Raw genomic sequence first — 25,974 nt, 5'->3', positions numbered from 1 at the left:
CTGCTACATTGATTTCTGATTCAGAAACGGGAGAACAGTTCGCCTTGTTCGCAGCGGCGCAGCGAGTACACTTTATCGGGATTGGCGGCATCGGCATGAGCGGCATCGCCGAGATCCTGCTTTCCATGGGATTCCCTGTCAGCGGATCCGACCTCCGTACCTCGCCCACCACAGATCGGCTCAAAAAGCTCGGAGCGGCCATCTTTGTTGGCCACGCAGCGGAACAGGTGCGCCCAGCAGACGTCGTCGTCATCAGCTCCGCAGTCGCCAAGGACAACCCTGAAGTTCTCGAAGCCCAGGCCCGCCACATCCCCGTCATCCCTCGCGCAGAAATGCTCGCGGAACTCATGCGTCTGAAGTACGGCGTTGCCATCGCGGGCATGCACGGCAAAACCACCACCACCAGCATGATCGCGGCGGTGTTGGAAACAGGCGGCCTTGACCCCACCGTAGTCGTAGGTGGTCGCGTAGACATGTTCGGTTCCAACGCGCGTCCCGGCCAGTCGCAATATCTCGTTGCAGAAGCCGACGAAAGCGACCGCAGCTTCCTCAAACTCTCGCCCATTCTTGCCGTCGTCACCAACCTTGATCGCGAACACATGGAAAACTATCGCGACATGGAAGACGTGGAGCAGTGCTTCGTCGACTTCATGAACAAGGTGCCGTTTTACGGAGCCACCACCGCCTGCATTGACGATCCATTGCTGCGCTCCATCCTTCCACGCGTCACCAAGCGCGTGATGACCTACGGCGAAAGCTCTGAGGCAGATTTCCAACTCGTCATGTTGCCTGCGGAAGCGGAAAGCTATTCCACCTTTGAAGTGAATGCACGCGGCATCGTGCTCGGCCCATTCAAGCTGCACGTACCCGGCAAACACAACGTCCTGAACGCAACCGCAGCCGTTGCCATCGGCGTAGAACTCGGCGTTCCACCCAAGCAGATTGCCGCAGGCCTCTCGCGTTTCCGCGGTGTCGATCGCCGTTTCCAAACCAAGGGAGAAGCACGCGGAGTCACGGTCATCGACGACTACGGCCATCACCCCACAGAGATCCGCGCCACGTTGCAGGCCGCGCGCGATGTGGGCTACCGCCGCGTCCACGTTCTCTTCCAGCCGCATCGTTACACGCGTACCCGCGATCTCTTTGAAGACTTCGTCCTCGCATTCGCAAACGCAGACCGTGTCGAAGTCGTGGACATCTACGCCGCCAGCGAGCAGCCCATCGAAGGCATCTCCTCCGGCGCACTCGTTCGCGCGATGCGCAACGCAGGCATCGACGCCAACTACGCACCCAGCCTTGAAGCTGGCGCGCAACGCGTAGCAGAATCCGCTGCCAAGGGCGAAGCCATCCTCACACTCGGCGCAGGCAGCATCTCGCAAGCCGGCCCCATGATCCTCGAAGCACTGCGGAAATAGCAGAACGACAGGTAGTGATGAAGCGATTCGCTATTTCGCCCTGCGAAACGCGAATCTGATCCGCATGTCAGAGTGACGTTCGTGAGCCGACGCAAGGTAAAGTGTTGCCATGCTTCGCAAGGCTCTTTCGCTCGCTCTCTGTGCCGTTACGCTCTCTGCCGCCGCTCAAAAACACACGCTCGCCGACGACGTTAATCCGCTCGTAGGCACCTCCGCAGAAGGCAACACCTTCCCCGGAGTAGGCGTGCCTTACGGCATGACGTCATGGACACCCGCGATCACGCGCACAGAGAAAAAGGGCACAGTAGCCTACCTGTACGACGCGCCGAAGCTCTACGGCATCCGCGCCACACACTTCCTCTCCGGCTCCGCGGTGCAGGACTACGGCAGCTTCCAATTTCTCGCAGGCACCGGCATCTTCCCCGCAGACGCATCGAAGCGCGCTTCAAGCTTTCCGCACAGCGACGAACACTCCACGCCCTACCGCTATGACGTTGCCTTGCCTGACCTGCACGTCAAAGCCAGCGTAACGGCGCTCTCGCGTAGCGGCCTGCTGTCGTTTACCTTCCAGCAGTCCGGCCCCGCATGGCTGCAGGTAGAAAACCTCGCACCCGGCGGCGACGCCACCCTCACCGTTGACGCCGCACATCGCGAGATCACCGGCATCAATCCCGTTCGACGTTTCTATCGCGGCACCGGAAAATCTGCAGGCTTCGCAGGCTACGTCGTCATCCGTTTCGATCACGACTTCAAGACCGGCCCATCATGGAAGGCCAACAACGCTCCTGCATCAGGCACACCGGATGAGGAACAGGCAACGCAAACGGCAATCCACCTCGCTGCCGATTTCCAACCCGCCGGCACCGCCATCACCTTCAACGTGAAGCAGGGTGAAACGGTACGCGCACGCATCGGCACCTCATTCGTCTCCATCGACGAAGCCAGAAAAAACCTCGAAGCAGAAATCTCTACGTTTGACGCAGCAGCAGTTGAAGCCAAGTCACACGCCACATGGGATCGCGCTTTAGGCAAGATCGAAATCACCGGACCAGAATCTGATCGCCGCGTTTTCTACACGGCCATGTATCACGCCATCCTCGTGCCTCGCACCTTCAGCGACGTCAGCGGCACACGGCCCAAATTCGCAGTCGGTGGAACAGTGAAGGGAACCGGCGACTACTACGAAGACTTCTCCGCCTGGGACACCTTCCGCGCACTGCATCCGCTGCTCACCATCATCGATCCTGACCGCGACGCCGCAATGGTTCGCTCGCTCATCAGCAAAGGCGAAGAAGGTGGCTTCCTGCCCATCTTCCCCATGTGGAACAGCTACACCTCCGCCATGGTCGGCGACCACGCCGCTGTCATCATCGCCGACGCATACCTAAAGGGCATCCGCGGCTTCGACATCAACCGCGCCTACCCGCTCATGCGCCGCAATGCTTTTGAAGAGCCGAAGACCATCGAGGAATACAAAGACGGCAAAGGCCGCCGCGCTCTCGACGACTACCTGAAGCTCGGCTACGTTCCACTCGAAAACAAGGTGCTCGACGCCTTCCACCAGCAGGAACAGGTCTCCCGCACACTCGAATACGCCTATGACGATTTCGTCGTCGCACAAGTAGCGAAGTCACTCGGTAAGACCGAAGACGCAGCCGCGCTCATGAAGCGCGCGCAGAACTACCGCAACGTCATCGACCCACAAACCGGCTTCGCGCGCGGCCGCCACGCCGACGGCACGTGGGACTCGCCCTTCGATCCATCAAAGCCGTATAAGTACATCACCGAAGGCCTGCCCTTTCAGTACACCTTCTTCGTCCCGCAGAACGTCCCGGGCTTGATCAAGTTGGAAGGCGGCAACGCAGGCTTCACAAAGAAGCTCGACGAACTCTTCGCGCGTAAGCTCTACGACCACGGCAACGAACCCTCGCACGCCATCACCTACCTCTACGACTACGCAGGCGAAGCGTGGAAGACACAGCAGGAAGTCGCCGTAACCCGCAAGAATTGGTATCAGGATCGCCCCAGCGGCCTCGCAGGCAACGACGACGCGGGCCAGATGTCCGCGTGGTATCTCCTTAGCGCTCTAGGCTTCTATCCCGTAACTCCCGGCATCCCGGCATACGAAATCGGCACACCCCTGCTGCCCGACGCAAAGATCCATCTCACCAACGGCAAAACCTTCCACATTCACGCAGAAGGCGTCAGCCCGCAAAACATCTATATCCAGTCCGCCACACTCAACGGCAAACCCCTAAACAACTTCTGGATCAAGCATAACGACATCATCAACGGCGGCGAACTCACCTTCAAGATGGGCCCCCAACCCAACAAGCAATGGCCATCCGATATGGCTCTACCTCGTTAGTCATGAAGCACAGTGGGAATCAAAAGACGAGCCGCCTCAAGGACATCGGTCTCTATGTCCTGATCAGTCTCGTCGTTATTTCATTTCCACTGTGCGCGCTATTTCTGGACTGGCCATGGACGCCTTTCATGCACTGGTTCGGATTCTTCTTATGCATGGCTTTCTTGTTGGGACAGTTCGTCATGAATAACAGAGACTCTTGGCGCAAACGCTCCTACTGGTTGCCCATGGCATCGCTACTGGCGATCAATACATTAATCTTCGCCATTTTCTTTCCGATCGATAAGCAAGTTCCAGTAGTGGTGTGGTTCATCATAGTGAGTTTAGAAACAAGTCTTATCCTGTGGCTGAGCCGCACCCTTGACCGCAACTCTGGTTCCTTGGATTCATAAAGCGAACCTGATATTCGCGCTTCGGGGAGAATGCTATTTCCTGAAGACCACTAGCCAGTGAACAGCTTGGATGCCGCACTCAACAGTAATGAAGAGTCCGAACAACATGAATAGTCCACCACCGAGGACACGAGCTGTCGGGCGCATCATCTCTCTGCGTGTCTTCTGTCGGTCGACGATCAACCCTTTGCCATGGATTGGTAAATCGGCCCAGACGGCCGGCGCGAATGCCTGAAAGATTCCTGCAACAAAGAAAATCAGTCCAATTGCTATCCCTGCGATACAAAACAGAAGGTTGCTCAAGAAACTTGCTCCAGCTGCACCGAAGTATATCTCGCATCCGAGCGTGTTATAGCTCGATCAGCTTTCCACAACAATCCCCTTGACCCAGCCCAAAACAACGCCTAATCTCACGTCAGAAAAGGCGAACAAATGGCGAATACGACAGACCTCTTTCCCATCCTCCCCCTGCCCCGCGTCAACGGCCTCGGCCGCATGGCACAGGAAAGCGAACACCTCGACGCAGGCCACGACGTCGACTTCCGTTCGCTCGCCGTCCGCTCCATCCTGAACAAATCCGTCTCCAAACGCCTGCACTGGATGGCATGGTCCATCAACCCCTACCGAGGCTGCGAATTCGGCTGCCGCTACTGCTACGCCCGCTACACCCACGAGTTCCTGGCCCCCGCCGCCACCGAACCCATCCGAGGCACTCTCGCCGACGCAGAAGCCTTCACAAAACCAACCGAGGAGATGAACCTCCGCGATCCCGAAGCCTTCGAACGTCGCATCTTTGCCAAACAAAACGCAGCATGGCTCCTCGAACAGGACCTCCGCCGCATGGCAAAGCAACACAAGCTTCACGAAGAGATCGCCCTCGGCACCGCCACCGATCCCTGGCAGCCCATCGAACGCCGCATGAAGATCACGCGTAGCCTCCTCGAAGTCCTCGCACGTCACGAAGGCCTGAAGATCGGCATGGTCACCAAGGCCACGCTGATTGAGCGAGACATCGACCTGCTCCAGCAGATCAACGAACGCAGCACGCTCGTCGTCCACATCACCATCACAACACCCGACGTCGAACTCGCACGTAAGCTCGAACCCCGCGCCCCACGCCCCGATCTGCGTTTCGAAACCGTGCGCAAACTGCGCGAAGCAGGCATTCGCACCGGCATCCTCAACTGCCCGTTGTTACCCGGCATCACAGATACGGCCGAAGCCATCGACCGCATGGCTGCCCTAGCAAAGAGTGTCGGCGCCAGCTTCCTCGGCGCCAATCCACTCTTCCTCAAACCCTGCTCACGCCCCACATACTTTGAGTTCATCCGCGAACACTTCCCGCATCTGCAGGTGCTCTACATGGAACGCTTCCGCGACATGGACTTCGCCTCCCGCCCCTATCGCGAGCGACTTCGCGCACTCGTCAAAGCAAGCTGCATCCGCCACAAAGTGGGCCAACGCCAAATGGACACCCTCGTCAGCAGAGAGGTGGCAGAAACAAAGAAGCCCTCACACTCTGCAACATTCGCAGAAGCGCAAGGGCGTCTCTTCGCTTAGGAATTACTTCGAACGCAACACGGGAGCCACTTTCTCTCCCAGCAACTCAATGCCACGCATCATCGGCTCATGCCGCAGGGCAGCAACACTCATCTGGAAGGTCACACGCTCTAACCCACCCAGATCCTCGCTCATCTGCGCCACCTTATCAGCAACAAACGAAGGCTCACCCACCATCAGCGCGCCCTTCGGCCTGCGCAGCGCCTCAAACTGCCCACGAGTCACCGCAGGCCATCCGCGTTCCTTGCCAATCTTCGTAAACGCAGCAGCATAGCCAGGGAAGAACGCATCCGCCGCAGCCTGATCGGTATCGCCCACAAGCCCCAGTACATGCACGCCAACTTTGAGTACATCGTCGCCATAACCAGCGCGCTTACCAGCCTCGCGATACAGGTCAATCAACGGACGAAAACGATGTGGCTCACCACCAATGATCGCCACCATCAGCGGCAACCCCAGCGCACCAGCGCGAGCAAACGAAGCAGGCGTCCCACCCACTCCAAGCCACACCGGCAGCTTCTTCTGCAACGGACGAGGAAACACACCCTGCCCCGTCAACGCCGGACGATGCTTGCCACTCCAGTTCACGTAAGTCTCATCGCGCAGCTTCAACAACAGATCAAGCTTCTCAATGAACAGGTCGTCATAGTCTTCCAGCTTCAAACCAAACAGCGGGAACGACTCAATGAACGACCCGCGCCCAACCACAATCTCCGCGCGTCCACCGCTGATCAGATCCAGCGTGGCAAACTCCTGATGCACACGCACCGGATCAGCCGCGCTCAGCACGGTGACAGCGCTGCCAAGACGAATGTTCTTCGTCCGCGTAGCAGCCGCAGCCAGGATCACAGCCGGAGCGGCATCCAGATATTCCTCGCGATGATGTTCGCCAAGCCCAAAGAAATCCAAGCCAGCCTTATCAGCCAGTTCAATCTCTTCCAGCAACCGCGTCATGCGTACTGCCGCCGTGGGCTTTTCATGGGTGATGGGATCTTCTACCAGTGCCGCGAAACTATCGATTCCGATTTGCATAACACCCATAGGATGCACGCATCAGGAAAAAGATTCGATATCAAACAAATGCGTCATGCGCATGTTGTAGGATCGCCGCAGCCCAAGCCTGCGCCTCCAGCAGAAGCTCAGCCGCCTTTGATTCCGCCACATGCAGCATCGCAGCAGACCGCTCCATCTGCTCCCACATGCCTCGTTCGCAACTCTCCGCCAACTCCAACAACCAGCGGTAGTGGTTGTCCGCACCATCCAGGCCGGCAGACATATCCGCGCTCATACGCAACACCTGGTCGGCCTCTTCGCCAGTCACCTGCAGTGTCTTTCGCACCACGCTCATCATGCCAAACAGATACATCTCACCCGCTTCCATCCCCATGGCAACACCCAACAGTTCGCACAGCCGCGCCCGCTGCAGGATGAAGCGAATCGGTTCCAGCGAGGTTCCACCAGAGAACTCCGTTGCTAAAGCCAGCGTCGCCAGCCGACGGAATTGCTCATCGCCAATCATGGCCAGCGCACTCTCCAGGCTCTTCACCGGCTGCCGCAAACCCAGCGCCGCAGAGTTCGCCACTCTCAACACGCGATACGAAATGGACGGCTCTTCTTTCAACAGCCGCAGAACCCTCGTCCGATCCATCTCCGTATAACTCAACTCCGCAAGGAAGCGCAGCTTGTTCACCACCGCCGTCAACGAAGGCCGAGCCATCACCACGGGGCGCATAAAGAAGTAACCCTGGAACAGATGGAATCCTTCATCCATCGCCTGCTGCACTTCTGCTTCGGTCTCCACCTTCTCAGCAACAAAACGGATGTTGTGAAACTTCAGCCGATACATCAATCGGATGCGTTCTCTCGCAGTGCTCGTGCGAAAGTCCAGCTTGATGTAATTCGCAAATGGAATCAGGTGTTCCCACTTTTCTGTGAAGTCGAAGTCATCCAGCGCAATACCATAGCCCATCGTGCTCAGTTCACGGCACGCATAGATCAGATCGTAATCCACTTCAGAATCTTCCAGTACTTCCAGCACTGTCCCCGGCGGCAACACGGCAGGCATGCGGTTCAGCATGAGCGATCGCGTGCAGTTCACAAAAGGAATGGACTCACCCACAATCGAATCCAACCCAAAGCTCACCGCGTTATCCAGAATCTGTCGCGAAGCTGCCTCGCCATCTGCGCAAAAGCTGTTCTCCCACCCAGAACGAAACAGCAACTCATAGCCAAACGTACGCCGCAACCGATCCACAATGGGTTGGCGCGCAACAAATCGGCAAAACGCGCCTGCGGGCAGCGGTGCCTGTTGCTTCTCCCTAACCCAATGTGAATGAAGTGCCATCAACGTCCTTATCGGCAGCTATCGGTGATGGCTTTACTGAGAAATCCACGGAACAAACCAGCCGCAACCGGAGTATCAATCTGCATGAAGAAGTTGTTGTTTGCATGTGGGCTGGTGGTCAGCTCGGCCATGGCGCAGTCCACCCCGTACCAATTGCGTGTCGACAGCCGCCTTGTACAGATCACCCTCACCGTCCGCGACAGTTCCGGGAACCTCGTCACCTCGTTACCGCAAACTGCATTCCATCTTCGTGAAGACGGCATCCCGCAAACCATTCGCTACTTCGCAACCGAACGCCAACTCCCACTCAGCATCGGCCTCCTCATTGACGCCAGCGGTAGCCAGGATAAGTTCGTCAAAGAACACGAAAAGGAAATCGAATCCTTCCTCGCCAACGTCATGGAACCACGTGACCACGCCTTCGCCGTCTGCTTCGGCAATCACCTGCGTCTCTGCAGCGACTGGAGTGCCGATCCCCACGCCATCCTCGACGGCGTGCATCGCTTTCATAAAGGCGACAGAAACTCACCGGAGATTGGCCCGCACGAAGATCGTGCACTCGGCACAGCTCTCAACGATGCCGTCTGGTTCTCCATCGCCGACAAGATGAAAGAAGAGACCGGCCGCCGCAAAGTGCTCGTCATCTTCTCCGATGGAGAAGAGAACTCATCCGAACACGACGAGTCCGACGCCATCGCTCAGGCACAATCGGCAGACACGCTGGTCTACGCGCTGCGCACCACAGAGAACAAACCGTCGAAGGAAACCGCGCGAGACCGCTACGGCATGCGCCTGCTCAATCACCTTACAGAGTCCACTGGAGGCCGTTCCTTCGATGTGCGCGAACAGAAACCCGCAGCCATCTTCACCAGCATGGCTGCGGATCTGCGTTCTCTTTATGAACTAGGCTATTACTCCACCAACACGGAACACGACGGCACGTTTCGCAAAGTCGTAATCACGGTCGATGGTGAAGGTCTCAAGCCACGCGCACGCTCCGGTTACATCGCGCCTTCGCATTAACGGTGAGGAAAGTTAACAATCTCCGTCACGCTTCCTGCAAAGCAGGTTTCGGTGCAGGCCGTCGATTCAACAACACCAACCCAAACACCACAACAGCCGCGCCAACATAGGCAATCGGGGCAATCGTTTCATGCGCCACTGATCCCCACACCATGCCCCACAGCGGTAACAGATACGTCACCGCTGCCACCTGCGTTGCGGACACATGCACCAGCAGGTTGTAGTACAGCAGGTAGGCAATGCCGCTTCCTGCCAGACCAAGCACCAGAACCGCCAGCACCGATGGCAGAGGAATCTGCGACGGATGTGGTCCAATCAGCGCAACTGGCGTAAGCATCAATGCTGAGAGCGAAAGCTGCGTCGTCGCCAACCCAATCGGATCAAGCCCTTGCAGCTTTGCCTTGGCCAGCACGGTTGCAATTGCATATCCCAACGCACCCACAGCAATTACCGCAGCGCCCAACAATTGTTGGTGTCCCGTACCGCCAGCATTATCAGATTGTTGCGATGTCACGACGACAGCCACACCCGCAAACCCAAGCAGAACACCCAGGATGGTATGTACCTGCGCACGCGTCTTCGTAATCGCTAACGACAACAACAGTGTCCAGATAGGCGTGGTGCCGTTAATCACCGCGGCCACACTGCTCGGAACAATGCGTTCGCCCCACGCAAAGCAGAAGAAGGGAAGTGCATTGTTCGTCAGCGCCACCAGGAACAGCCAGAAAAACAAACGGCGTGGCGGCAGCTTCTTACGCCCCATCAGCAGCACAATCCATAAGAACGCAGCGCCCGTCGCACTGCGCAACAAACCCACCCACACCGGCGGAAAGGCAACGTCCGCAATGCGAATCATCAGAAACGAAATTCCCCACACAGCGGAAAGCAGCAACAGTTGGGCCACATAGCGCGTCTTCATGACAAAAGCTTCGCCTCCTCCAACCATCGTGTCCAATGAATTGATATGATCGTTCCCATCGGAAATGGCGATGGAACAACTTCTTGATCTTCGGCAGGTTCGCACCTTTGTAGAAGTGGCGCACGCCCGCAGTTTCACCCGTGCGGCGTCTCAACTTCACTATGCGCAATCCAGTGTAACGGCGCAGGTGCAGGCGCTCGAATCAGATCTTGGTCTACCTCTGTTCAATCGCTTGGGGCGCCAGGTTGAGTTAACCGACGCGGGCCGCCAGTTCCTCACTCACGCGGAAAAGCTCATCTGCACGGCAGAACAGGCGCGCCTCTCCGTCCAGAAAGACGATCGCATCGTCGGCCCGCTGGTAGTAAGTGCAGCGGAAAGCCTTCTAACGTATCGCATGCCGGAACTGCTGCGAGTATTTCAGGCCACTTATCCCGACGTCCGGCTAACTCTTCGTGCAGATGCCTCCTGTTCAGCCGCCGTGCAGGAACCCGGCGTCGATCTCGCCATCTCGATCGACACTCCCATCCAGGTGCCGTCGCTGCTCGCGCAAAGTCTTCGCAAGGAACGCGTGCTCGCGCTGGTTGCCGCAGAGCATCCGCTGGCAAAGCAGAAAAAGCTATCCGCCTCCGACGTAGCGGAGCAACAGATTCTGCTTACCGACCATGCCTGCAGCTATCGCGCTGTCTTCGAGCGCACCATGACTCAGGAGGGCGGCCGCGTAAATCGCCTGCTTGAATTTGCCAGTGTTGAGGCCCTGAAGCAATGCGCCATCGCTCGCATAGGCGTAGCCATTCTTCCGGAACTCGTCGTCGCATCAGAACTGCAACGCGGTTCGTTGGTAGCACTCGCATGGCCCCAAAAGCCGGTCTATGTCTACACGCAGTTAGTACGCCACCGCGATAAGTGGTTCTCGCCAGTCATGCAGGCATTCTGGAATATGGCGAAACAGTTGATCGAAAATCCAGCCAAGCCTCGCAAAGAACCAGCTCTAAAAATCAAATAGCAGGTTTGGCACCCTGCATCTGGTTGTAAGCCCGCAGCATAATAACCACGCCAACCAGGTTCAGTAGCGGCGGAGGCAAAAGCAGAAACCACCCCACCGTGGTCAGCGAGTGCGCAGTGACGATGATGTAAGAAACATCGGTAAACAGGTCAGAGAATCGAATCCCTGCCTCAACCGCAAGCCACACGGGCTGCTTTTTCCAACGCCACAGAGTGATCGCTTGAGCCAGCGCGAACGCAGCCCATTGCCCAGCGGAGCGACGCAAAAAGGCGACCTCGAACCCTATGGGAAAAGCGTGGTGAAACACGCGAAACCACAAGTCAGGCGCAACCCACGCGATCACGAACAGCAGCGTGTCTTCAATCAACGCGCCCCAAAGATAAACAAGGATCAAAATGCGCAGTCTACGTTCGACCATGCGGAAGAGTCTCGCTCACGATCTTATGCCTGTGCCGTCAAACGATTCTGCGTTGCGCCGACGCGTACGGAAATGCGCGTGTCTTTCAGCCGATATTGGTCAATCTTGTAGAGCAGAGCGCGATAGCTAATGCGCAAGGCGACTGCCGCCTGGCGACGATTCCACCGTGCTTCTTCCAAAGCCTGTTGAATCAAACGACTCTCTGTCTGATCCCTGAAGTTCCGAACGATAGACCGCATCTCATTCACATTGTTTGTTCGTTCCTGCGTGTCGACAGCACATGCATGAACGCCTGAGGTTCTGCCGACCATCTTGCTTTCGATATCTGCAAGCGACGATTCATGTCCCTTTAACACCTGCATACGAGTCACGGCGTTTCCAAGTTCGCGCAGATTGCCCGGCCATTGATACTCCTGCAACACAGTCATCATGCGCGGCGAGATATAGACCGGCTCTTGATTTAATACGGCCGACTGCCGCTTCATCATCTCTTCCACCAGGTATGGGATCTCTTCGCGACGCTCACGGAGCGGTGGCACCTCAATCGTGAAAGCGTTGATGCGGTAGTACAAATCTTCACGGAAAAGCTTGTCTGCGATCGCATCTTCAATGTTGACGTTCGTAGCTGCAATCACACGCACATCGGCCTGGGAAACGCTTCTGGCGCCGAGACGGGAGTACCGGCCATCCTGCAGCACATGCAACAGCTTTGCCTGCATCGGTGCGCTCATCTCGCCAATCTCGTCCAGCAGGATCGTGCCCTTGTCTGCCTGTTCAAACTTTCCAGGCTTAGCCTTCACTGCACCGGTAAACGCTCCCGCTTCATAGCCAAACAGCTCGCTCTCCAGCAAGTCTGACGGCAAAGCCGCACAGTTAACTGAGCAGAACGGGTGGGCTGCCCGCCGTGAACGCTTATGTAGCAGGTTGGCGATCACGTCCTTGCCCACACCACTTTCACCCAGGATCAGTACAGGCACATTCACCGCAGCCAGAAGGCAGACGTTCTCATAGATACGCCACATCGCAGGACTGGCCGTCAGGAAGTACCGATTGTTCGGCATGTCTTCGATATGGAAGTATCGCGACTTAGCCCCGCAGGGCATCTCGCCTCGAGCTGAAGTGAGTACTTGGGGTAATCCCTGAAGATCGGTAAGAATCTCTTCCACTTCCGAGGGCTGAATCGGGGTTTTCAGGAATTGGTCGATGCCTAACCGCTCAGCGTCTTCCTTCCAGGGGCTCATGCCCATGGGCAAAGCCATCCATACCCTGTCTCTTCCAACAGTACGAACCAGTTTCGAGAGCGAAGCCTCGTCGCAGGGTGGCCGTGAAGAAACGTCGACCACAACTGCGTCGGGCGTTTCATTCACGGCGTACTTCACTGCGTGGGGGAGGGCTCCGAAGGTAACCGCTTCATGGCCTTCAAAGGTCAAAGCAGCTACCAAAGTGTGCAGAAAGGGAGTGGAGGAGCTAACGATCGCAACTGTACGTGACTTCGGCATATGGAATCCTTGTCTTTTCTTGACTCGTATCCGGGAACGAACAAATAAGACCTGGGAGGTTCGTAACCGGCAGAACAGGTAAATCAGGACAGCAAAAGCAGAGAGAACGTTATGCAGATAAACCGGTTATTCGTGATCAAGGCGGTCATTCGTAACAACCGCAAAGTCAGCATGGTCTTGGCCGAAGGTTTGCATTGAAACATCGGCAGAAAAAGCAATCGGATCCGTAGTAACTTCGGTAGCCCGTGTCTGCGCAAGAAGAGAAAGCGGCAGAAATATCAGGACCTTCACTATCAAAAAGCCCGCCTTGAGCACTGTCTTTCGGCGAAGATTGCGGGTAAGGGGCTGCAAGATCATGGCTGACTCCTCGAGCACTTGAGGACCTTTTTCCGCCCTCACTTCCTAATGCGCGAATCGTTCACAGATCGTGCCATTTTTTTTCACGATGTCAGATATCAGGTGAAAGGCGTATAGCAATACGGGTATACTCGGGCCATTCGACACTGCAGTTACTTTCCCGGGGCTACGCATGTTGGATTCACTCAATTCGATCTCAGGGCCACAGCACGTCACGCAGTTATTGCGGCGCGCTCGGGCGGGCGACTCGGAAGCTGCTTCCGTTTTGATGCCGCTTGTCTATCGTGAGCTCCATGCGCTTGCAGAGCGCAAGATGCGATATGAGCGTCCCAATCACACGCTGCAGCCCACGGTTCTGGTCAACGAGGCCTATCTACAGCTTCTGAATCTGGACAATCTCGATTTCCAGAACAAGGCCCACTTCTTCGCGTTGGCATCCACCATCATGCGACGGGTGCTGGTCGATCACGCACGGTCTGCAAAAGCAGCAAAACGTCCAGGCGCCCACCAGCAGGTCGAATTTAGTTCGCAAATGCAGGTGTCAACGCAGCCCGTAGACATCCTTGCACTGAACAGTGCCTTGGATTCCCTGGCGGCCTTTGATAAGCGGCAGGCACAGGTCGTCGAGATGCGTTTCTTCGCAGGCCTGTCGTTTGAAGAGATCGCAGAGATCCTCGATATCTCTGTTCGGACCGCGAAACGCGATTGGTCCATGGCAAGAGCGTGGTTGCACGGAGAACTCGTGCCAAGACGCAGCACACCTCATGAATGCTGAACGGTGGGCAAGAGTAAAGCAGGTCTTTGATCTCGCGGTAGACGCTCCTGAAGCGGAGCAGCGTGCCATCGTCGAAACGTCATGTTCTGAGGACCCGGAGCTTGTAGCCGAAGTCCTGCGTCTGCTGGAGTCGGACGCCTCCGCCGGCGATTTTCTTGAAACCGCCGCGGGTGATCTCCATGCCTACCTGCAACCTGAGGATCGTCTCCCGCGCTTCCACCAGGGGGATGTCCTGGCGCGGCGATTTGAGATCAAGCGATTCATCAACGCCGGCGGCATGGGCGAAGTGTATGAGGCCTGGGACAGGGAGCTGACTCAAGAAGTCGCCGTAAAAACCATCCTGCCCCATATCGCCGTCCATGCGGAGGTTATTGAGCGGTTCAAGCAGGAAGTGCGGCTCACACGCGAAATCTCCCATCCCAACATCTGCCGTGTTCACGAACTCTTTCTGCACGACGGGTCCGAGGAAGGGCCGACCTGGTTCCTGAGCATGGAACTTCTCCTGGGTCCCACGCTGCTCGAGAAAATCCGTCAGGATGGAAAGCTTTCCCCGCAGCTGGGTCTCCTCGTCGCATCCCAGCTTCTCTCGGGAATCGAAGCGGCGCACACGCAGGGGGTCACCCACCGGGATTTCAAGAGCGGTAACGTGATTCTGGTTGGTTTAGGAAACGGGCACACCCGTGCCGTGATCACGGACTTCGGGCTCTCCATCCGCGTCCCTCACGGAGAAGCCGCGGTGGACTCGGTGAGCGGTATGGGAACCCCCGGCTACATGGCTCCGGAACAGGAAGAGCAGGGACGGGTCAGCCCTCTTGCCGATCAATATGCCTTGGGCGTTGTCCTGCACGAGATGATGACCGGTTCCCGTCCTAAGCCAACATCGGCCGGAGGAACTGCGCGAAGCAAAGCTGCGAAGCAGGGTTACCCCTCCCGTTGGGACGGAGTCATTCGGCGTTGTACGCAACGCAATCCGGAAGATCGGTTTGAAAACATAGCTGAGGTTCGGAAGGCACTCCTGTTACCCACCTGGAGAAAGCATCCGCGCTTGCTTGCAACTGCCGCAATTGTGCTGGTTGCGGCCGGTGGTGCATTGCTGTTGCGTACGGCTCGCACACCGAAGGTAGAACCCTGCCAAATCTGCGACATGCGCCAGCTCACTCCCGACACGGATGAATCCGAAAGCCCGTCGCTCTCCCGCGATGGGAAGTATCTGGCTTATTCATCCGATCAGGCGGAGAGCGGTAACCTCGACATCTTCGTCCAGCCGTTGCCCTCCGGGACGTTACGACGCATCACCCATGATCGCTCGCGTGAGGGTGATCCCAGCATCTCTCCAGACGGCACCGTAGTTGCCTACCGCTCCGAACGGAATGGAGGAGGCATTTACGTCACAAGCGTGCAGAACCCTGACGAAGCCACGCTGCTCGTACCGCGCGGCAGGAATCCATCCATCTCACCCGATGGTCAAAAAATGTTGTATTGGACTGGGGATCCGGACCAGAGCAATCTGTCCGGAAAGCTGTACATCATGTCGCTCGCCGGGGGCACACCACGGCAGCTTGTTTCCACGTTTCTCGACGCACGCTTCCCCGTATGGAGTACGGACGGTACTTCTGTCCTATTCGGTGGTTGCGCAGCACACGACCAGTCCCCACAGGGCTGCTTCGACTGGTGGACCATGAAGATTGCCGATGGTGTGCCTCACCCCACGAATGCTTTTGCAAAGTTACGAGCGGGCAAACTTCTTCCCAGTAGGTTGAATTCCGTCAACTGGATTTCAGACAGCCTTATCTTCAGCGCCTCTGGCGACTCACGCCGTTCAAGTCTTCTCTCTCTCGCGTTGGATCCAAACACACTCGAAGCGACGGACCAGATGAAATGGCTTCTCAACGAGAATGCGGCAGATCTCGATCCATCCATTTCTTCTAAGGGAGATATTGCCTTTACGCGCACCTCAGGGGCTCTGCATATCTGGCAGATCACACATGCTCTCAAAGGACAAAGGCATGACTTCGAGAAGCTGACACAGGACGCAGATATTGACGGTACACCGTTCGCGGCGGAAGGCGGACGCATGGTTGTGTACGCAAGAGGGCGCAGGAGAGAACGGCAGATCCTCATGCGCGACACAAGCACCGGGCAGGAATCCATACTCATCCAGGCAGGCACACCGGTCCTTTCGCCAATCATTGATGAAACGGGCCAGTGGATCGCATATACGCAAATGGAGAATGACGGATCCTATGCCATTTACGACGGTCAACGCGGCGGCACGATGAAGCGGGCCTGTGCCAACTGCTTGGAACCCATGGGATGGTTCCAGCACGACAAGGCATTCTTCTTCCGCGATGAGAAGCACCGCACGGTCAACCTGATGAACCGTGGCGACGGCAGTCAGAAGGTCATCTTAGGAGCACCCGGCCTGTCGCTAGGCGATGTAAGCTGGTCCCCCGAAAATGGGTTCCTGCTTTTCATCGAAGAGAAAGAAGACCGCAAACTCATGTATGCCGTCCGTCTGAATCCGCAGACAGGCGAGGCTGAAACAAACTGGCTTGCGATTCCTGTTGGCAGCGGTACTCCCTGGCATCCACGCTGGTCAGGAGACGGTAAGACGATCTATTACGTCTCCAACGGTGACGGCTTTTCTTGTATCTATGGCCTGCCCTTCAACGCAAAGACGAGAGCATTTGGTGCACCTTTCGACGTAGCTCACTTTCATAAACAAAGAGCATCCATCGACAACGTCTTACCCCGAGCCTTCAATTTGTCGGTTTCTGGCGACACAATTTATTTGAACCTCGGCGAACAGAGTTCTACAATCCAACTCGGAAAGCTAGTAAATCATCCTTAATCGATCTCGCCTACGCTATCTTCAACAGCAGCTCCGAGCATAGGTCGAGAAGATACAACGAGGTCACATGGCACGTGTTCCTGGTTCTTCCCCCGCTGCGAAAAAAGCTACCAAGGCAAAAAAGACCGCTTCAGTAGCTTCGAAGAAGACTGCTTCGAAGTCAGTGAAAATCTCTAAGCCGAAACCCACCGGAACGCGTGGGCCATCGCCCACGGTAGTGCAGCAGGAATCCCTGCAGGTGAAGATCCCTCATACAGAAGAGGGCAAGCTGTTTCTCGCCAAGCTTCATGAACTGCTGCAAACGAGCCAACTGCCGTTCAAGCAGATCTGCTCTCCTAGCCAGAAGGCCGTTGCTCCGAAGGGTATTGCTGCAAAGAGCACGGAGGCTGGTGGCACCACGTACGCACTCGATATGCGTCTCGAGCAAGAGGGCTGGCCGCCGTTTTAACGCGGCTCCCATTCGAGGAGTGGAGATGCACTTCGCGCTCGTCACGGCACCAACGATCACTGAGTTCCGAACACAGGAAGAGATTGCGAGCAGGGCAGTGCAGCAAGCTGCGCTGCAGCCGCAACTTGGCATCCTGAGTGTCGCAGCGGTTCTTGAAGCAGAGGGAGACTGCCCGCACGTCTTTGACGTCAACGCAGAATACCTCCGCTTCGCCGCCGCAGCAGGTACAGACCAGATCGATGACTTCGCGCATCATCTTGCGTCCACAATCGTGCGCGCCAACGCCGATGTGTACGGCTTCAGCTCCATCTGCAGCACATTTCCGCTCAGCCTCAGAGTAGCGCGCGCCATCAAAGAGATTCGCCCCTACGCGACCATCCTCTTCGGCGGCCCACAGGCCTCTGTTGTCGATGAAAAGGTGATCGGCAACTTTCCCTTCGTCGACTTCATCCTTCGCGGCGAAGCGGAAAAATCCCTGCCCATCTTGCTCCGTGAGTTACAAGGCGACTATCAATTCGCACAAGTCCCCGGGCTAACATTCCGCGATCGTCAGCTAGTGCGCCGAACTCCCAACGCACCTGTGATTGAGGACCTCGACTCTCTGGCGTCGCCGTCCTATCACCTCAGCAGTTATCTGCACGGCGCCAAATCCGCATCGATTGAACTCGGTCGTGGATGCCCCTTCTCCTGCACATTCTGCTCCACGAACGATTTCTTTCGCCGACGCTTTCGTCTCCGATCCCCAGACCGCGTCCTCGCAGAGATGCGTTCCATCGCCACGACATACGGCATCCGCCACTTCGAACTCGTCCACGACATGTTCACCGTGGATCGCAAACGCGTCGTCGCATTCTGCGAAGCCATGCAGTCGTCCGGAGAAGACTTCACCTGGGATTGCAGCGCGCGCACCGATTGCATCGATGAAGAGTTACTCCAACAGATGAGTGCCAGTGGATGCCGCGGTCTCTTCTTCGGCATCGAATCTGGCTCAGTACGGATGCAGCGCATTATCGACAAGGATCTTGATCCCGCACGCGCGCAGGAGATGCTCCGTGTTAGCGAACAACTTGGCATTCGTACAACTGCCTCACTCATCACCGGCTTTCCCGAAGAACAATGGAGCGACGTTCGAGACACGCTGAAGATTTACATGCAGTCCGCGCGTTGTTCTCTATCGCATCCGCAAATCAACTTACTCGCCCCACTCGCAGGCACACCGCTTCATACAAACCACGCACACGAACTCGTGCTCGAAGATCACTGTTCAGACATGTCCCATCAGGGACTCGGAAGCTCCGAGCACGACCTCGAACTGATCCGGAATTACCCAGATATCTTCCCGAATTTTTATATGATTCCCAGTCCCGCTCTTGATAGGGAAATCCTGTTCGAACTGCGAGAGTTTCTGGGAATGGCCGTCGAGCATTTCCGTTGGCTGTTATGCGCAATCGCACAGGTGGAAGACATCTTGAAGTTCCACGAATCATGGCAAGCGTGGAGATTGCAACATTGTGGCTCCATGACAAAGTCTGACCTGCGTCGTTACTACGCCAGCCACAACTGCCGGTCCGACTTTCTCGAATTCGTAAGTACATCCATAGCAGGCCGCAACGATGTGATCATGGCGCTGGTGCAGGTGCAGCAAGCACTCAATCTCTCAAGCACCACCGAGAGTGACACAGTAGCAGCCAAGCCATTCGCTCCATCATCACTCCACAAAGAGCCTGAAGCCGCCTATCTCGCACCAGGAGTCACGTTGCTTGACCTCGACTTCGATCTCGATGCACTCATTCGTAGTCTTAGAGAAGGTTCTTCCTCGCACCTCGAATCAAACGACTCGTACTACGCAACCAAAATGAATCCCGCAGGCGCCGCTACCTTAGTGCGGATATCTCCATTTCTTTCCGATGCTCTCCGTGTGGGCATAGCGGGCAGCCATTCCGATTTACAACGCTACGTCGCAAGCGCCTTCGCAATCTCAGATGAAGAAGCCGTTGAAGGCGCAACACAGGCACTGAAGAGTTCTTTGCTCCAGGATCGGTGGATAGTAACCACTGCGGCCATTGGCTGAAACTACCTCTTTGCAAGCCCGCAAGGAGCCGTTAGCGTCCCGTCAGTGTTACAGACAATAAGCCAACTTATCGACACTCCACGAAACCACATAGCGGGGCAATCAAGACTGGTATTTCTACCGGTAGATTCGCCCCGGATTGCTTCCTAAGCTGAAATCGATTGGAACGGTCACGCGGTCAGCCAGAACAGGCGGCTCAATATCCTTGCGTGGCTACTTCCCAGCAACTGACGAAGAGTGGAAGTTGCGAACAGAACAAACGGGAGAATCCTATGTCAATAAGTCTGAGGGCTTTGATTGTATTGGTTTCTTTCCTGGGAGGGGCACTGATGCCGAATGCGACGCCGCAAAGCATCACAGCGGGATCGGTCACCGCCATTGATATTTTGCTGGAACCCGATGCCACGATGTTGAGCCACGCACAAGAGAACAACGCTCGACTGCTCAAGGTCTTTCCGGGGGGATTCGCTCTTGATGAGCAGCATCGTCCCCACATAACGTTGCTTCAGCGTTTTGTTCGTACAGATGAGTTGGAAAAGGTTTATGCCGCGGCGGCGAAGGTGCTTTCCACCCACCAGATAAGCAGCATGAGGCTGGAGGCGTTCAAGTACTACTACACACCAGGCAAAGATGTTGGGGTGGCTGGCATCGTTATAAGACCCACACCGGAGTTGCTCCAGCTACAGCAAGCGCTGATCGCCGCAGTTAGCCCGTTCACGTTTGAGACCGGAACAGTCGCGGCGTTTACCGGTCCAAGCGATCCTGATAGCGACGCAGCGCTGATCAGCTACGTGACAACCTTTGTTCCGAAACAAACAGGCAAGTATTACAGCCCGCATGTCAGCACAGGCGTTGCTAAGCGGGTGTATCTCGACAAAATGATTACGGAGCGCTTTCAGCCGTTCACGTTCTCACCTGTAAGTGCTGCTGTCTATCAAATAGGTCCATTTGGAACCGCTGCGAAGAAACTTAAACAGCTATAGATCTCTAGGCGTTGCATCCAGGCAATCACAGCAGAACCCCTTATCAGCAAATCTGACACGATAAGTGGTAACGGGTGAACGAGCAAAGACGTGGGCGACAACAGTAAACAGTACGTCTCGAATACGAGCGCGATGACTTCCGTTCCATGAAGATGGAATTGGCCAGCCTCCCCGAAAGGCCGAACATCACTGTGGCAGATGAGGATGTTGACTGTATCCAGGTCAACGCCTCGATAGTTTTCAACCACAGTCAAGGTGAGGATCGGTTATGTCAAAGAAGCTTCAGCGCAAGGCAGTCATCGCAATCTCAAGTTATGAGGGTGCCATCTATCCCCAGGGGCACAAGACAGGCTTGTTCTTTGTAGAGGCCCTCCACCCATTCGAGGTTCTCACTTCGGCTGGCTTTGAAGTCGACCTTGCATCGGAAACCGGCACACATGGTCTTGACTACAACTCTCTCCAGCCGCCGTTTCTCTCGGGTAGCGATAAGGCCGTCTTCAACAATCCCAAACACCCGTTCATGCAAAAGCTGGCAAAGCTGAATAAAGCGGAAGATCTGAAACTCGGAGAATACGGTGTCTTCTTCGCTTCAGCCGGCCACGCTGCACTGTACGACTATCCAACTGCGAAGAATCTGCAGACTCTCGCTGCGGATGTCTGGAATCGCGAAGGCATCGTCGGCACTGTCTGCCACGGGCCAGCGATCTTGCCCGGTGTCATCGATGCCAAGACCGGGAAATCCATTGTTGCAGGCAGGACAGTAACCGGATTCATGATCGAAGGGGAACTCATCTTCAATATCTTGGACAAGATGAGGCATGACAAAGTAGTTCCAATCGTTGAGGCAGTTGAGGCAGCGGGGGGCTACTACAGCACTGCGATGAACGCATTTGACGACTACTCCGTAACCTCGGGGCGTCTGATCTCCGGAACAAATCCCGAGAGTGGCAGAAATACAGCGGAACGAATCGTCAGATTGTTCGACAGCATGTAGAACCGGCAGGGCATCCGACCGCCAGCCTTTCCACGCGATCGGTGCAAGCTGTCAAGCCCCATGGATAGCCAACTCTAACAAATCAAAAGAAATAGAGTTGGCATGTTATTTCCTCGAAGTCACTAAAATGGAATTAGGACAGGGAAAGGGCCGCGCTTTGCGCGGCCCTAACTCTTTTAGAAAGACGATTTTGGCTCTAACTCCAATGGGAAGACGATTTTAGCGGAAACCAAAACGTAAACCCAATAGAAAGACGATTTTAGAAAAACAGGGGGGAGGGGTACCCCTCCCTCTCCCGTTACTCTGCGTGATAGTTCGGAGCTTCGCGTGTAATCACCACGTCGTGTACGTGGGACTCACGCAAACCAGCGCCGGAAATCCGCACAAACCGCGCATTCTCCTGCAGCTCCGGAATCGATCCGCAACCCAGATAGCCCATGCCCGAACGCAGACCGCCCACAAGCTGATACACCATGTCGCCCAGCAGTCCACGGTACGGAACACGACCCTCAATGCCTTCCGGCACGAACTTATTGAGCCGGTTATTCGCCGTCGGTTCCGGGGCGGTGAGAGAAGGCTTCGGTCCTCCGCTGAGGTCGTCCTTGCCCTGGAAGTAGCGTTCGCCGGAGCCTTGCGCCATGGCGGAAAGCGATCCCATGCCGCGATACGCCTTGAAGCTGCGGCCCTGGTACAGAATCGTCTCGCCCGGCGATTCGTCCACGCCTGCAAAGAGTGAGCCGATCATGATGCAGCCAGCACCAGCGGCAATCGCCTTGGTGATGTCGCCGGAGTACTTGATACCGCCATCGGCAATCACGGTGATGCCGCGTTCCTTGGCCGCACGATAGGCCTCGCTGATCGCGGTGATCTGCGGCATACCTGCGCCGGTCACCATGCGTGTGGTGCAGATGGAACCCGGTCCAATGCCCACCTTCACGGCATCCGCGCCCGCATCGATCAGGGCCAGGCAGCCGTCATAGGTGGCAATGTTGCCCGCCAGCAGGTCCACATTGGGGAAGCGCTTCTTGCACTCACGCACTGCCTCCAGAACGCGGCTGGAGTGACCATGAGCCGAGTCGATGGCGAGAGCGTCCACGTTCTCCTCCACCAGTGCGGCGGCGCGCTCCAGGAAGTCGCCGGTAGCGCCAATCGCCCCTGCCACCCGCAACCGTCCCTGCTCATCCTTGCAAGCATTCGGATATTTCAACTTCTTCTGAATGTCTTTAACAGTGATCAAACCCTTGAGTTCATAGGCGTCGTTGACGACAAGCAGCTTCTCTACGCGATGCTGATGCAGAATGTGCTCCGCATCTTCCAGCGTGGTTCCTACAGGAACGGTGATCAGCTTCTCCTTCGTCATCACGTCGCTGACCGGAATGTCGGTGCGCGAGACGAAGCGGAGATCGCGATTGGTCAGAATGCCAACCAGCTTCTTGTTCTTGGTCACCGGAACACCGCTGATCTTGTACTTGCGCATAACTTCCAGTGCAGCAGCGACGGGTGCTTCCGGCTCGATGGTCACGGGATCGACAATCATGCCGCTCTCACTGCGCTTCACCTTGTCGATCTCGGAGGCTTGCTGCTCAATGGAGAGGTTGCGGTGCACCACGCCCATGCCACCGGCCTGGGCCATGGCAATCGCCAGCCGCGACTCGGTAACCGTGTCCATGGCGGCGGAGAGCAGAGGTGTGTTCAGGGTGATACGGGAGGTAAGGCGGGTGGAGGTGTTTACCTGGGTCGGCACCACATCCGAAAAGGCAGGTACCAGGAGGACGTCGTCAAACGTCAGGGCTTCGGGAATCGCGCTCAGTAGCATAAAGTTCCATAGATTGTAGTCCTATTGCGTGGCTGCGCAACTGTCACACACTCTCAGAAGAAGCCGAGTATCGCGCAATCCTCTGCCGATCGCCTCTCCTGAAACCATCGCCAAGTCAACCCATGAACGGCCAGTTTGCGTCTCAGTGCAGAACGTAACGATCCCCCTTCTTACGGAGTTGCACCACGGATGATCAAGCATTGGCAGACTCGGTCTGGCGGTTTACGCACTGTAGCGCTTGCACTTACAGCCGGAGTGGTCATCCTGTGGGCAGTCATGTGGCGTATCGCACCACAGCCCCTCCGGTTTGATGATGCATGGATGTTCCTGCGGTACTCAGCCCGTGTGAGAGAGGGCCTGGGCCTGAGCTGGAATCTGGATGGCATCCACACCTACGGCATGACCAGCCTGCTATGGCAGTTGGTCGTGTTTGTCGGTAGCTTCCTGCCGATGCAACCGGGCCATCTGCTGTACACCCTCTCCTACCTGTTCTCCGGGGTCGCACTGGTAACAGTCGCATTCGCGGTGAGCCGCAACGCCCGTGGCCCCCTACGCTTCACGCCCTACGCCTTCCTCTTTACCGCATTGCCGTTAGTTGATAACTCTGTCTTTCAGTTCAACAGCCTGAATGGTATGGAAACCATGTTGGCTGCGGCTCTCATCGCAGCAACAGCAGGACTCGCGGTGGCCCAGTCACGTGGTCTTCATGGAGTGAAGGGAAGCGGTTGGTTAACTGGCGTTGCTGCAGCGCTTGCCTATCTCACACGGCCAGAGAGTGCGCTGCCAATCGTAACGATGGTGATCCTGTTCACGCGTTGGCGCAATCGTGAACAGCGGATATCTGCATTCCGTGCGTTGGGTACCTTGTTTGGTATCGCGACCGTTACAGCAGTTTGCTGCAAGCTGTACTTCGGAAGCTATGTGCCGCTCAGCTTCTATCTCAAATCGCAACACGCCTATCAAGGCTATGCGTCGCGCTGGTATCCGGTGACCATGGCATTCCAGTTCCTACAAATGTTCTGGCCGTTTCTGTTTGCCATGGTGATTTTCTGTCGGCGAAGCGATCGACGCATGGTGGTAGCCATGCTCGGTGCCTTGGCCGTAATCATGTCTTATCTGTGTACGGTGACGCAGATTATGGGCGGCTCTGTCCGCTACTTCATTCCGTACTTTCCTCTTTGTGTGATTCCTGCCCTGTTGCTTACGGATGAGAGATTGCACAAAGGCGAGACGTTCCGATCCATCTTCCGCACACCGCAAGTCGCAGGCGCGGCATTGATATTCATCCTGGCGATTGTCACACCGCGGCAAGTGATGGATTGGCTGGAATGGTATGCGGAACCTGTTCTGCGTTATTCAGCTGTGCAGGCAACGACGGCGGATGGGAAAACTCTGCCACAACTGAATTACTGGGTTGCTATCGAAGGCGTGGCTGCGTTGGCCGATGCAATGCCCATGGGAGGCACGCTGGCATCCAGTGAAGTAGGACAGTTGGGATACATGGCGCTGAACAAGAACGTGATTGACGTTGCCGGACTGAACGATACTGAGATCGCGCTGGATGGATTTCATCCTGACCAGTTTCTGGATCGCAAAGCGGATCTCATCTGGCTCCCACACGACGATTACACGTGGCAACGAGGCATTCTGATTACTGCTCCCAAGTTCCTGAAGGAGTACGACTTTTATCCTGGTGCCTACATCTATGGCATCGCTATTCGTAAGGACGGTCCGTATCACGACGTTCTGTCGCAGCAGCTGGCTGCAGCATGGCCCGGACTCTATCCCGGAACGAAACCGGAGCAGCATCAGGCCTTGACTGTCTCCTGGGATCGGCAAGCCACCATCCCCAAGGTCCACTGAGCATTCCGGATAGGGACGTTGAACTGATTACGGAAGTACTGTATTCTTATAAAGAAATCAGAGTCCGCCAGGCGATCCAACCCTCGGCGAAACGACTGGTGGGCGAGAGCCCGCCATTTTCTTTGGTTTGTTTGAGATTTCTGCGGCGCTTCGCCGTGAAGGAGGGCTTTTCGCAATGGCAGTTTCCATGGATGCAATCCGCGCTGCGGCAGAACGCGTTGCGGCGAGCCACGGGCTTGAAGTGGTCGAAGTCGATTTCACTGGCGCGGGTAAGGCGCGTGCTCTCCGCGTGTTTGTGGAGAAGGATGCTGCTGGCCGTGACGCTCTGAAGGCGAAGGCAACTGAAGCCGCGAATGATCCGGATGCCGAATCCCTCGGTTTGCCCAGCGGTGTTCCCATAGAAGCACTGTCTGGTGTAACGCATGAAGACTGCGCCGTGTTTGCGCAGGATTTCGGTACTGTACTGGACGTGGAAGAGCTCGTTCCCGGCACTCAGGAGTACGTGCTGGAAGTTTCGTCGCCAGGTATTGAGCGCAGGCTGTATAAGCCAGCGGACTACCAGCGATTCCAGGGTTTTCTCGTTGCTGTGAAGCTGTTCACGCCAATCAACAGCATGAAGACGCTGACCGGGCGCATGACCTTTGCAGACGATGCTGTGACGCTGGACCTTTCTGCAGTGAAGCAGAAGGGCAAGAAAAAGAAAGGCACCGAGCCTCCACCGCAGACCGTTACTATTCCGCTGCGGGATATTGAGAAGGCCAACCTGGTGGCCGAGTTCTAGGTCCTTCGTCCGAAAGCCCCCGGCAGATTCCTGCTGCGTCGTGCGAAGGTTGCTTCGCTCGGGCGGGAGTTGCTGAGTTCTTAGGCTTTCCTCG

22 protein-coding genes are annotated in these 25,974 nt (G+C 56.3%); 14 read left to right on the top strand and 8 right to left on the bottom strand.

The genetic code is table 11. The features are described 5' to 3' along the window. Positions 1–44: 44 nt before the first annotated feature. From murC to BLT38_RS12160, 3 genes are all read left to right on the top strand, one after another. Complete coding sequence (murC, locus tag BLT38_RS12170) at positions 45–1,415, top strand: UDP-N-acetylmuramate--L-alanine ligase (protein ID WP_083347068.1); 1,371 nt, start codon at positions 45–47, stop codon at positions 1,413–1,415. A gap of 109 nt (positions 1,416–1,524) precedes the next feature. Then, positions 1,525–3,783 carry a GH92 family glycosyl hydrolase gene (locus BLT38_RS12165; RefSeq protein WP_083345419.1) on the top strand — a complete coding sequence of 753 codons (2,259 nt, stop codon included), beginning with the start codon at positions 1,525–1,527 and terminating at the stop codon, positions 3,781–3,783. Then, positions 3,753–4,175, top strand: a complete 423-nt coding sequence (locus BLT38_RS12160; protein WP_156785115.1) for a hypothetical protein — start codon at positions 3,753–3,755, stop codon at positions 4,173–4,175. The genes BLT38_RS12165 and BLT38_RS12160 overlap by 31 nt, the downstream gene beginning before the upstream one ends. 33 nt (positions 4,176–4,208) lie before the next feature. Here the strand turns inward: BLT38_RS12160 and BLT38_RS12155 are convergent, their stop codons facing one another. After that, entirely contained in the window at positions 4,209–4,478 is a 270-nt protein-coding gene (locus BLT38_RS12155; RefSeq protein WP_083345417.1) for a hypothetical protein, read from the bottom strand. Between the two features lie 129 nt (positions 4,479–4,607). Between BLT38_RS12155 and BLT38_RS12150 the strand changes: the two genes are divergently transcribed. Next, complete coding sequence (locus BLT38_RS12150; RefSeq protein ID WP_083345416.1) at positions 4,608–5,735, top strand: SPL family radical SAM protein; 1,128 nt, start codon at positions 4,608–4,610, stop codon at positions 5,733–5,735. 3 nt (positions 5,736–5,738) lie between these two features. On the opposite strand, the gene BLT38_RS12145 is transcribed toward BLT38_RS12150, so the two are convergent. Next, positions 5,739–6,767: an Atu2307/SP_0267 family LLM class monooxygenase gene (locus BLT38_RS12145; RefSeq protein ID WP_083347067.1), complete on the bottom strand. Its 1,029-nt coding sequence runs from the start codon at positions 6,765–6,767 to the stop codon at positions 5,739–5,741. Positions 6,768–6,807: 40 nt separating this feature from the next. Then, positions 6,808–8,079, bottom strand: coding sequence for an EAL and HDOD domain-containing protein (locus tag BLT38_RS12140; RefSeq protein ID WP_083345415.1), 1,272 nt, complete (start codon positions 8,077–8,079; stop codon positions 6,808–6,810). An 84-nt stretch (positions 8,080–8,163) separates the two neighbouring features. Here BLT38_RS12140 and BLT38_RS12135 point away from each other — a divergent pair, with 84 nt between their 5' ends. Then, a complete protein-coding gene (locus tag BLT38_RS12135) occupies positions 8,164–9,102 on the top strand; it encodes a VWA domain-containing protein (RefSeq protein ID WP_083345414.1) in 939 nt (312 codons plus the stop codon). 25 nt (positions 9,103–9,127) lie between these two features. On the opposite strand, the gene BLT38_RS12130 is transcribed toward BLT38_RS12135, so the two are convergent. After that, positions 9,128–10,021, bottom strand: coding sequence for a DMT family transporter (locus BLT38_RS12130; RefSeq protein ID WP_172838263.1), 894 nt, complete (start codon positions 10,019–10,021; stop codon positions 9,128–9,130). Positions 10,022–10,091: 70 nt separating this feature from the next. Between BLT38_RS12130 and BLT38_RS12125 the strand changes: the two genes are divergently transcribed. Beyond that, a complete protein-coding gene (locus tag BLT38_RS12125) occupies positions 10,092–11,024 on the top strand; it encodes a LysR family transcriptional regulator (protein ID WP_172838262.1) in 933 nt (310 codons plus the stop codon). On the opposite strand, the gene BLT38_RS12120 is transcribed toward BLT38_RS12125, so the two are convergent. The 3 genes from BLT38_RS12120 to BLT38_RS12110 form a co-directional block, all read right to left on the bottom strand. Continuing rightward, entirely contained in the window at positions 11,017–11,442 is a 426-nt protein-coding gene (locus BLT38_RS12120) for a hypothetical protein (protein WP_083345411.1), read from the bottom strand. The genes BLT38_RS12125 and BLT38_RS12120 overlap by 8 nt on opposite strands. Before the next feature lie 23 nt (positions 11,443–11,465). Further along, positions 11,466–12,941 (bottom strand): sigma-54 interaction domain-containing protein, encoded by a 1,476-nt coding sequence (locus tag BLT38_RS12115; protein WP_083345410.1) that lies wholly within the window; start codon positions 12,939–12,941, stop codon positions 11,466–11,468. A 126-nt stretch (positions 12,942–13,067) separates the two neighbouring features. After that, a complete protein-coding gene (locus tag BLT38_RS12110) occupies positions 13,068–13,298 on the bottom strand; it encodes a hypothetical protein (protein ID WP_083345409.1) in 231 nt (76 codons plus the stop codon). A gap of 172 nt (positions 13,299–13,470) precedes the next feature. Here BLT38_RS12110 and BLT38_RS12105 point away from each other — a divergent pair, with 172 nt between their 5' ends. From BLT38_RS12105 to BLT38_RS12085, 6 genes are all read left to right on the top strand, one after another. Further along, positions 13,471–14,073, top strand: a complete 603-nt coding sequence (locus BLT38_RS12105; RefSeq protein ID WP_083345408.1) for a sigma-70 family RNA polymerase sigma factor — start codon at positions 13,471–13,473, stop codon at positions 14,071–14,073. Beyond that, positions 14,063–16,924, top strand: coding sequence for a protein kinase domain-containing protein (locus tag BLT38_RS12100; protein WP_083345407.1), 2,862 nt, complete (start codon positions 14,063–14,065; stop codon positions 16,922–16,924). The genes BLT38_RS12105 and BLT38_RS12100 overlap by 11 nt, the downstream gene beginning before the upstream one ends. A gap of 67 nt (positions 16,925–16,991) precedes the next feature. Then, positions 16,992–17,372: a hypothetical protein gene (locus BLT38_RS20695; RefSeq protein ID WP_172838261.1), complete on the top strand. Its 381-nt coding sequence runs from the start codon at positions 16,992–16,994 to the stop codon at positions 17,370–17,372. A gap of 25 nt (positions 17,373–17,397) precedes the next feature. Then, positions 17,398–19,443, top strand: coding sequence for a B12-binding domain-containing radical SAM protein (locus tag BLT38_RS12095; RefSeq protein WP_172838260.1), 2,046 nt, complete (start codon positions 17,398–17,400; stop codon positions 19,441–19,443). 329 nt (positions 19,444–19,772) lie between these two features. Continuing rightward, positions 19,773–20,426, top strand: coding sequence for a 2'-5' RNA ligase family protein (locus BLT38_RS12090; protein ID WP_172838259.1), 654 nt, complete (start codon positions 19,773–19,775; stop codon positions 20,424–20,426). 268 nt (positions 20,427–20,694) lie between these two features. After that, positions 20,695–21,420, top strand: coding sequence for a molecular chaperone Hsp31 (locus BLT38_RS12085; RefSeq protein WP_083345404.1), 726 nt, complete (start codon positions 20,695–20,697; stop codon positions 21,418–21,420). Positions 21,421–21,718: 298 nt separating this feature from the next. Here the strand turns inward: BLT38_RS12085 and guaB are convergent, their stop codons facing one another. Continuing rightward, positions 21,719–23,236, bottom strand: coding sequence for an IMP dehydrogenase (guaB, locus tag BLT38_RS12080; RefSeq protein ID WP_083345403.1), 1,518 nt, complete (start codon positions 23,234–23,236; stop codon positions 21,719–21,721). A gap of 189 nt (positions 23,237–23,425) precedes the next feature. Here guaB and BLT38_RS12075 point away from each other — a divergent pair, with 189 nt between their 5' ends. Beyond that, a complete protein-coding gene (locus BLT38_RS12075) occupies positions 23,426–25,099 on the top strand; it encodes a hypothetical protein (protein ID WP_083345402.1) in 1,674 nt (557 codons plus the stop codon). Between the two features lie 175 nt (positions 25,100–25,274). Then, a complete protein-coding gene (gene rimP, locus BLT38_RS12070; protein ID WP_083345401.1) occupies positions 25,275–25,880 on the top strand; it encodes a ribosome maturation factor RimP in 606 nt (201 codons plus the stop codon). Positions 25,881–25,974: the final 94 nt, after the last annotated feature.

The sequence above is a fragment of the Terriglobus roseus genome (genome assembly GCF_900102185.1).
GTDB lineage: Bacteria > Acidobacteriota > Terriglobia > Terriglobales > Acidobacteriaceae > Terriglobus > Terriglobus roseus_A.
The sequence above is the reverse complement of the archived record's forward strand: the minus strand, read 5'-3'. Positions and strand labels throughout refer to the sequence as shown.

What these genes read in the sequence shown, in the direction of transcription:
- BLT38_RS12130 (WP_172838263.1), bottom strand. Translation starts at nt 10,021, where the DNA reads ATGAAGACGCGCTATGTGGCCCAACTGTTGCTGCTTTCCGCTGTGTGG.
- BLT38_RS12160 (WP_156785115.1), top strand. Translation starts at nt 3,753, where the DNA reads ATGGCCATCCGATATGGCTCTACCTCGTTAGTCATGAAGCACAGTGGG.
- BLT38_RS20695 (WP_172838261.1), top strand. Translation starts at nt 16,992, where the DNA reads ATGGCACGTGTTCCTGGTTCTTCCCCCGCTGCGAAAAAAGCTACCAAG.
- BLT38_RS12135 (WP_083345414.1), top strand. Translation starts at nt 8,164, where the DNA reads ATGAAGAAGTTGTTGTTTGCATGTGGGCTGGTGGTCAGCTCGGCCATG.
- BLT38_RS12090 (WP_172838259.1), top strand. Translation starts at nt 19,773, where the DNA reads ATGCCGAATGCGACGCCGCAAAGCATCACAGCGGGATCGGTCACCGCC.
- BLT38_RS12085 (WP_083345404.1), top strand. Translation starts at nt 20,695, where the DNA reads ATGTCAAAGAAGCTTCAGCGCAAGGCAGTCATCGCAATCTCAAGTTAT.
- BLT38_RS12095 (WP_172838260.1), top strand. Translation starts at nt 17,398, where the DNA reads ATGCACTTCGCGCTCGTCACGGCACCAACGATCACTGAGTTCCGAACA.
- BLT38_RS12120 (WP_083345411.1), bottom strand. Translation starts at nt 11,442, where the DNA reads ATGGTCGAACGTAGACTGCGCATTTTGATCCTTGTTTATCTTTGGGGC.
- BLT38_RS12075 (WP_083345402.1), top strand. Translation starts at nt 23,426, where the DNA reads ATGATCAAGCATTGGCAGACTCGGTCTGGCGGTTTACGCACTGTAGCG.
- BLT38_RS12115 (WP_083345410.1), bottom strand. Translation starts at nt 12,941, where the DNA reads ATGCCGAAGTCACGTACAGTTGCGATCGTTAGCTCCTCCACTCCCTTT.
- rimP (WP_083345401.1), top strand. Translation starts at nt 25,275, where the DNA reads ATGGCAGTTTCCATGGATGCAATCCGCGCTGCGGCAGAACGCGTTGCG.
- BLT38_RS12145 (WP_083347067.1), bottom strand. Translation starts at nt 6,767, where the DNA reads ATGCAAATCGGAATCGATAGTTTCGCGGCACTGGTAGAAGATCCCATC.
- BLT38_RS12140 (WP_083345415.1), bottom strand. Translation starts at nt 8,079, where the DNA reads ATGGCACTTCATTCACATTGGGTTAGGGAGAAGCAACAGGCACCGCTG.
- BLT38_RS12105 (WP_083345408.1), top strand. Translation starts at nt 13,471, where the DNA reads ATGTTGGATTCACTCAATTCGATCTCAGGGCCACAGCACGTCACGCAG.
- BLT38_RS12100 (WP_083345407.1), top strand. Translation starts at nt 14,063, where the DNA reads ATGAATGCTGAACGGTGGGCAAGAGTAAAGCAGGTCTTTGATCTCGCG.
- BLT38_RS12165 (WP_083345419.1), top strand. Translation starts at nt 1,525, where the DNA reads ATGCTTCGCAAGGCTCTTTCGCTCGCTCTCTGTGCCGTTACGCTCTCT.
- BLT38_RS12110 (WP_083345409.1), bottom strand. Translation starts at nt 13,298, where the DNA reads ATGATCTTGCAGCCCCTTACCCGCAATCTTCGCCGAAAGACAGTGCTC.
- guaB (WP_083345403.1), bottom strand. Translation starts at nt 23,236, where the DNA reads ATGCTACTGAGCGCGATTCCCGAAGCCCTGACGTTTGACGACGTCCTC.
- BLT38_RS12150 (WP_083345416.1), top strand. Translation starts at nt 4,608, where the DNA reads ATGGCGAATACGACAGACCTCTTTCCCATCCTCCCCCTGCCCCGCGTC.
- BLT38_RS12125 (WP_172838262.1), top strand. Translation starts at nt 10,092, where the DNA reads ATGGAACAACTTCTTGATCTTCGGCAGGTTCGCACCTTTGTAGAAGTG.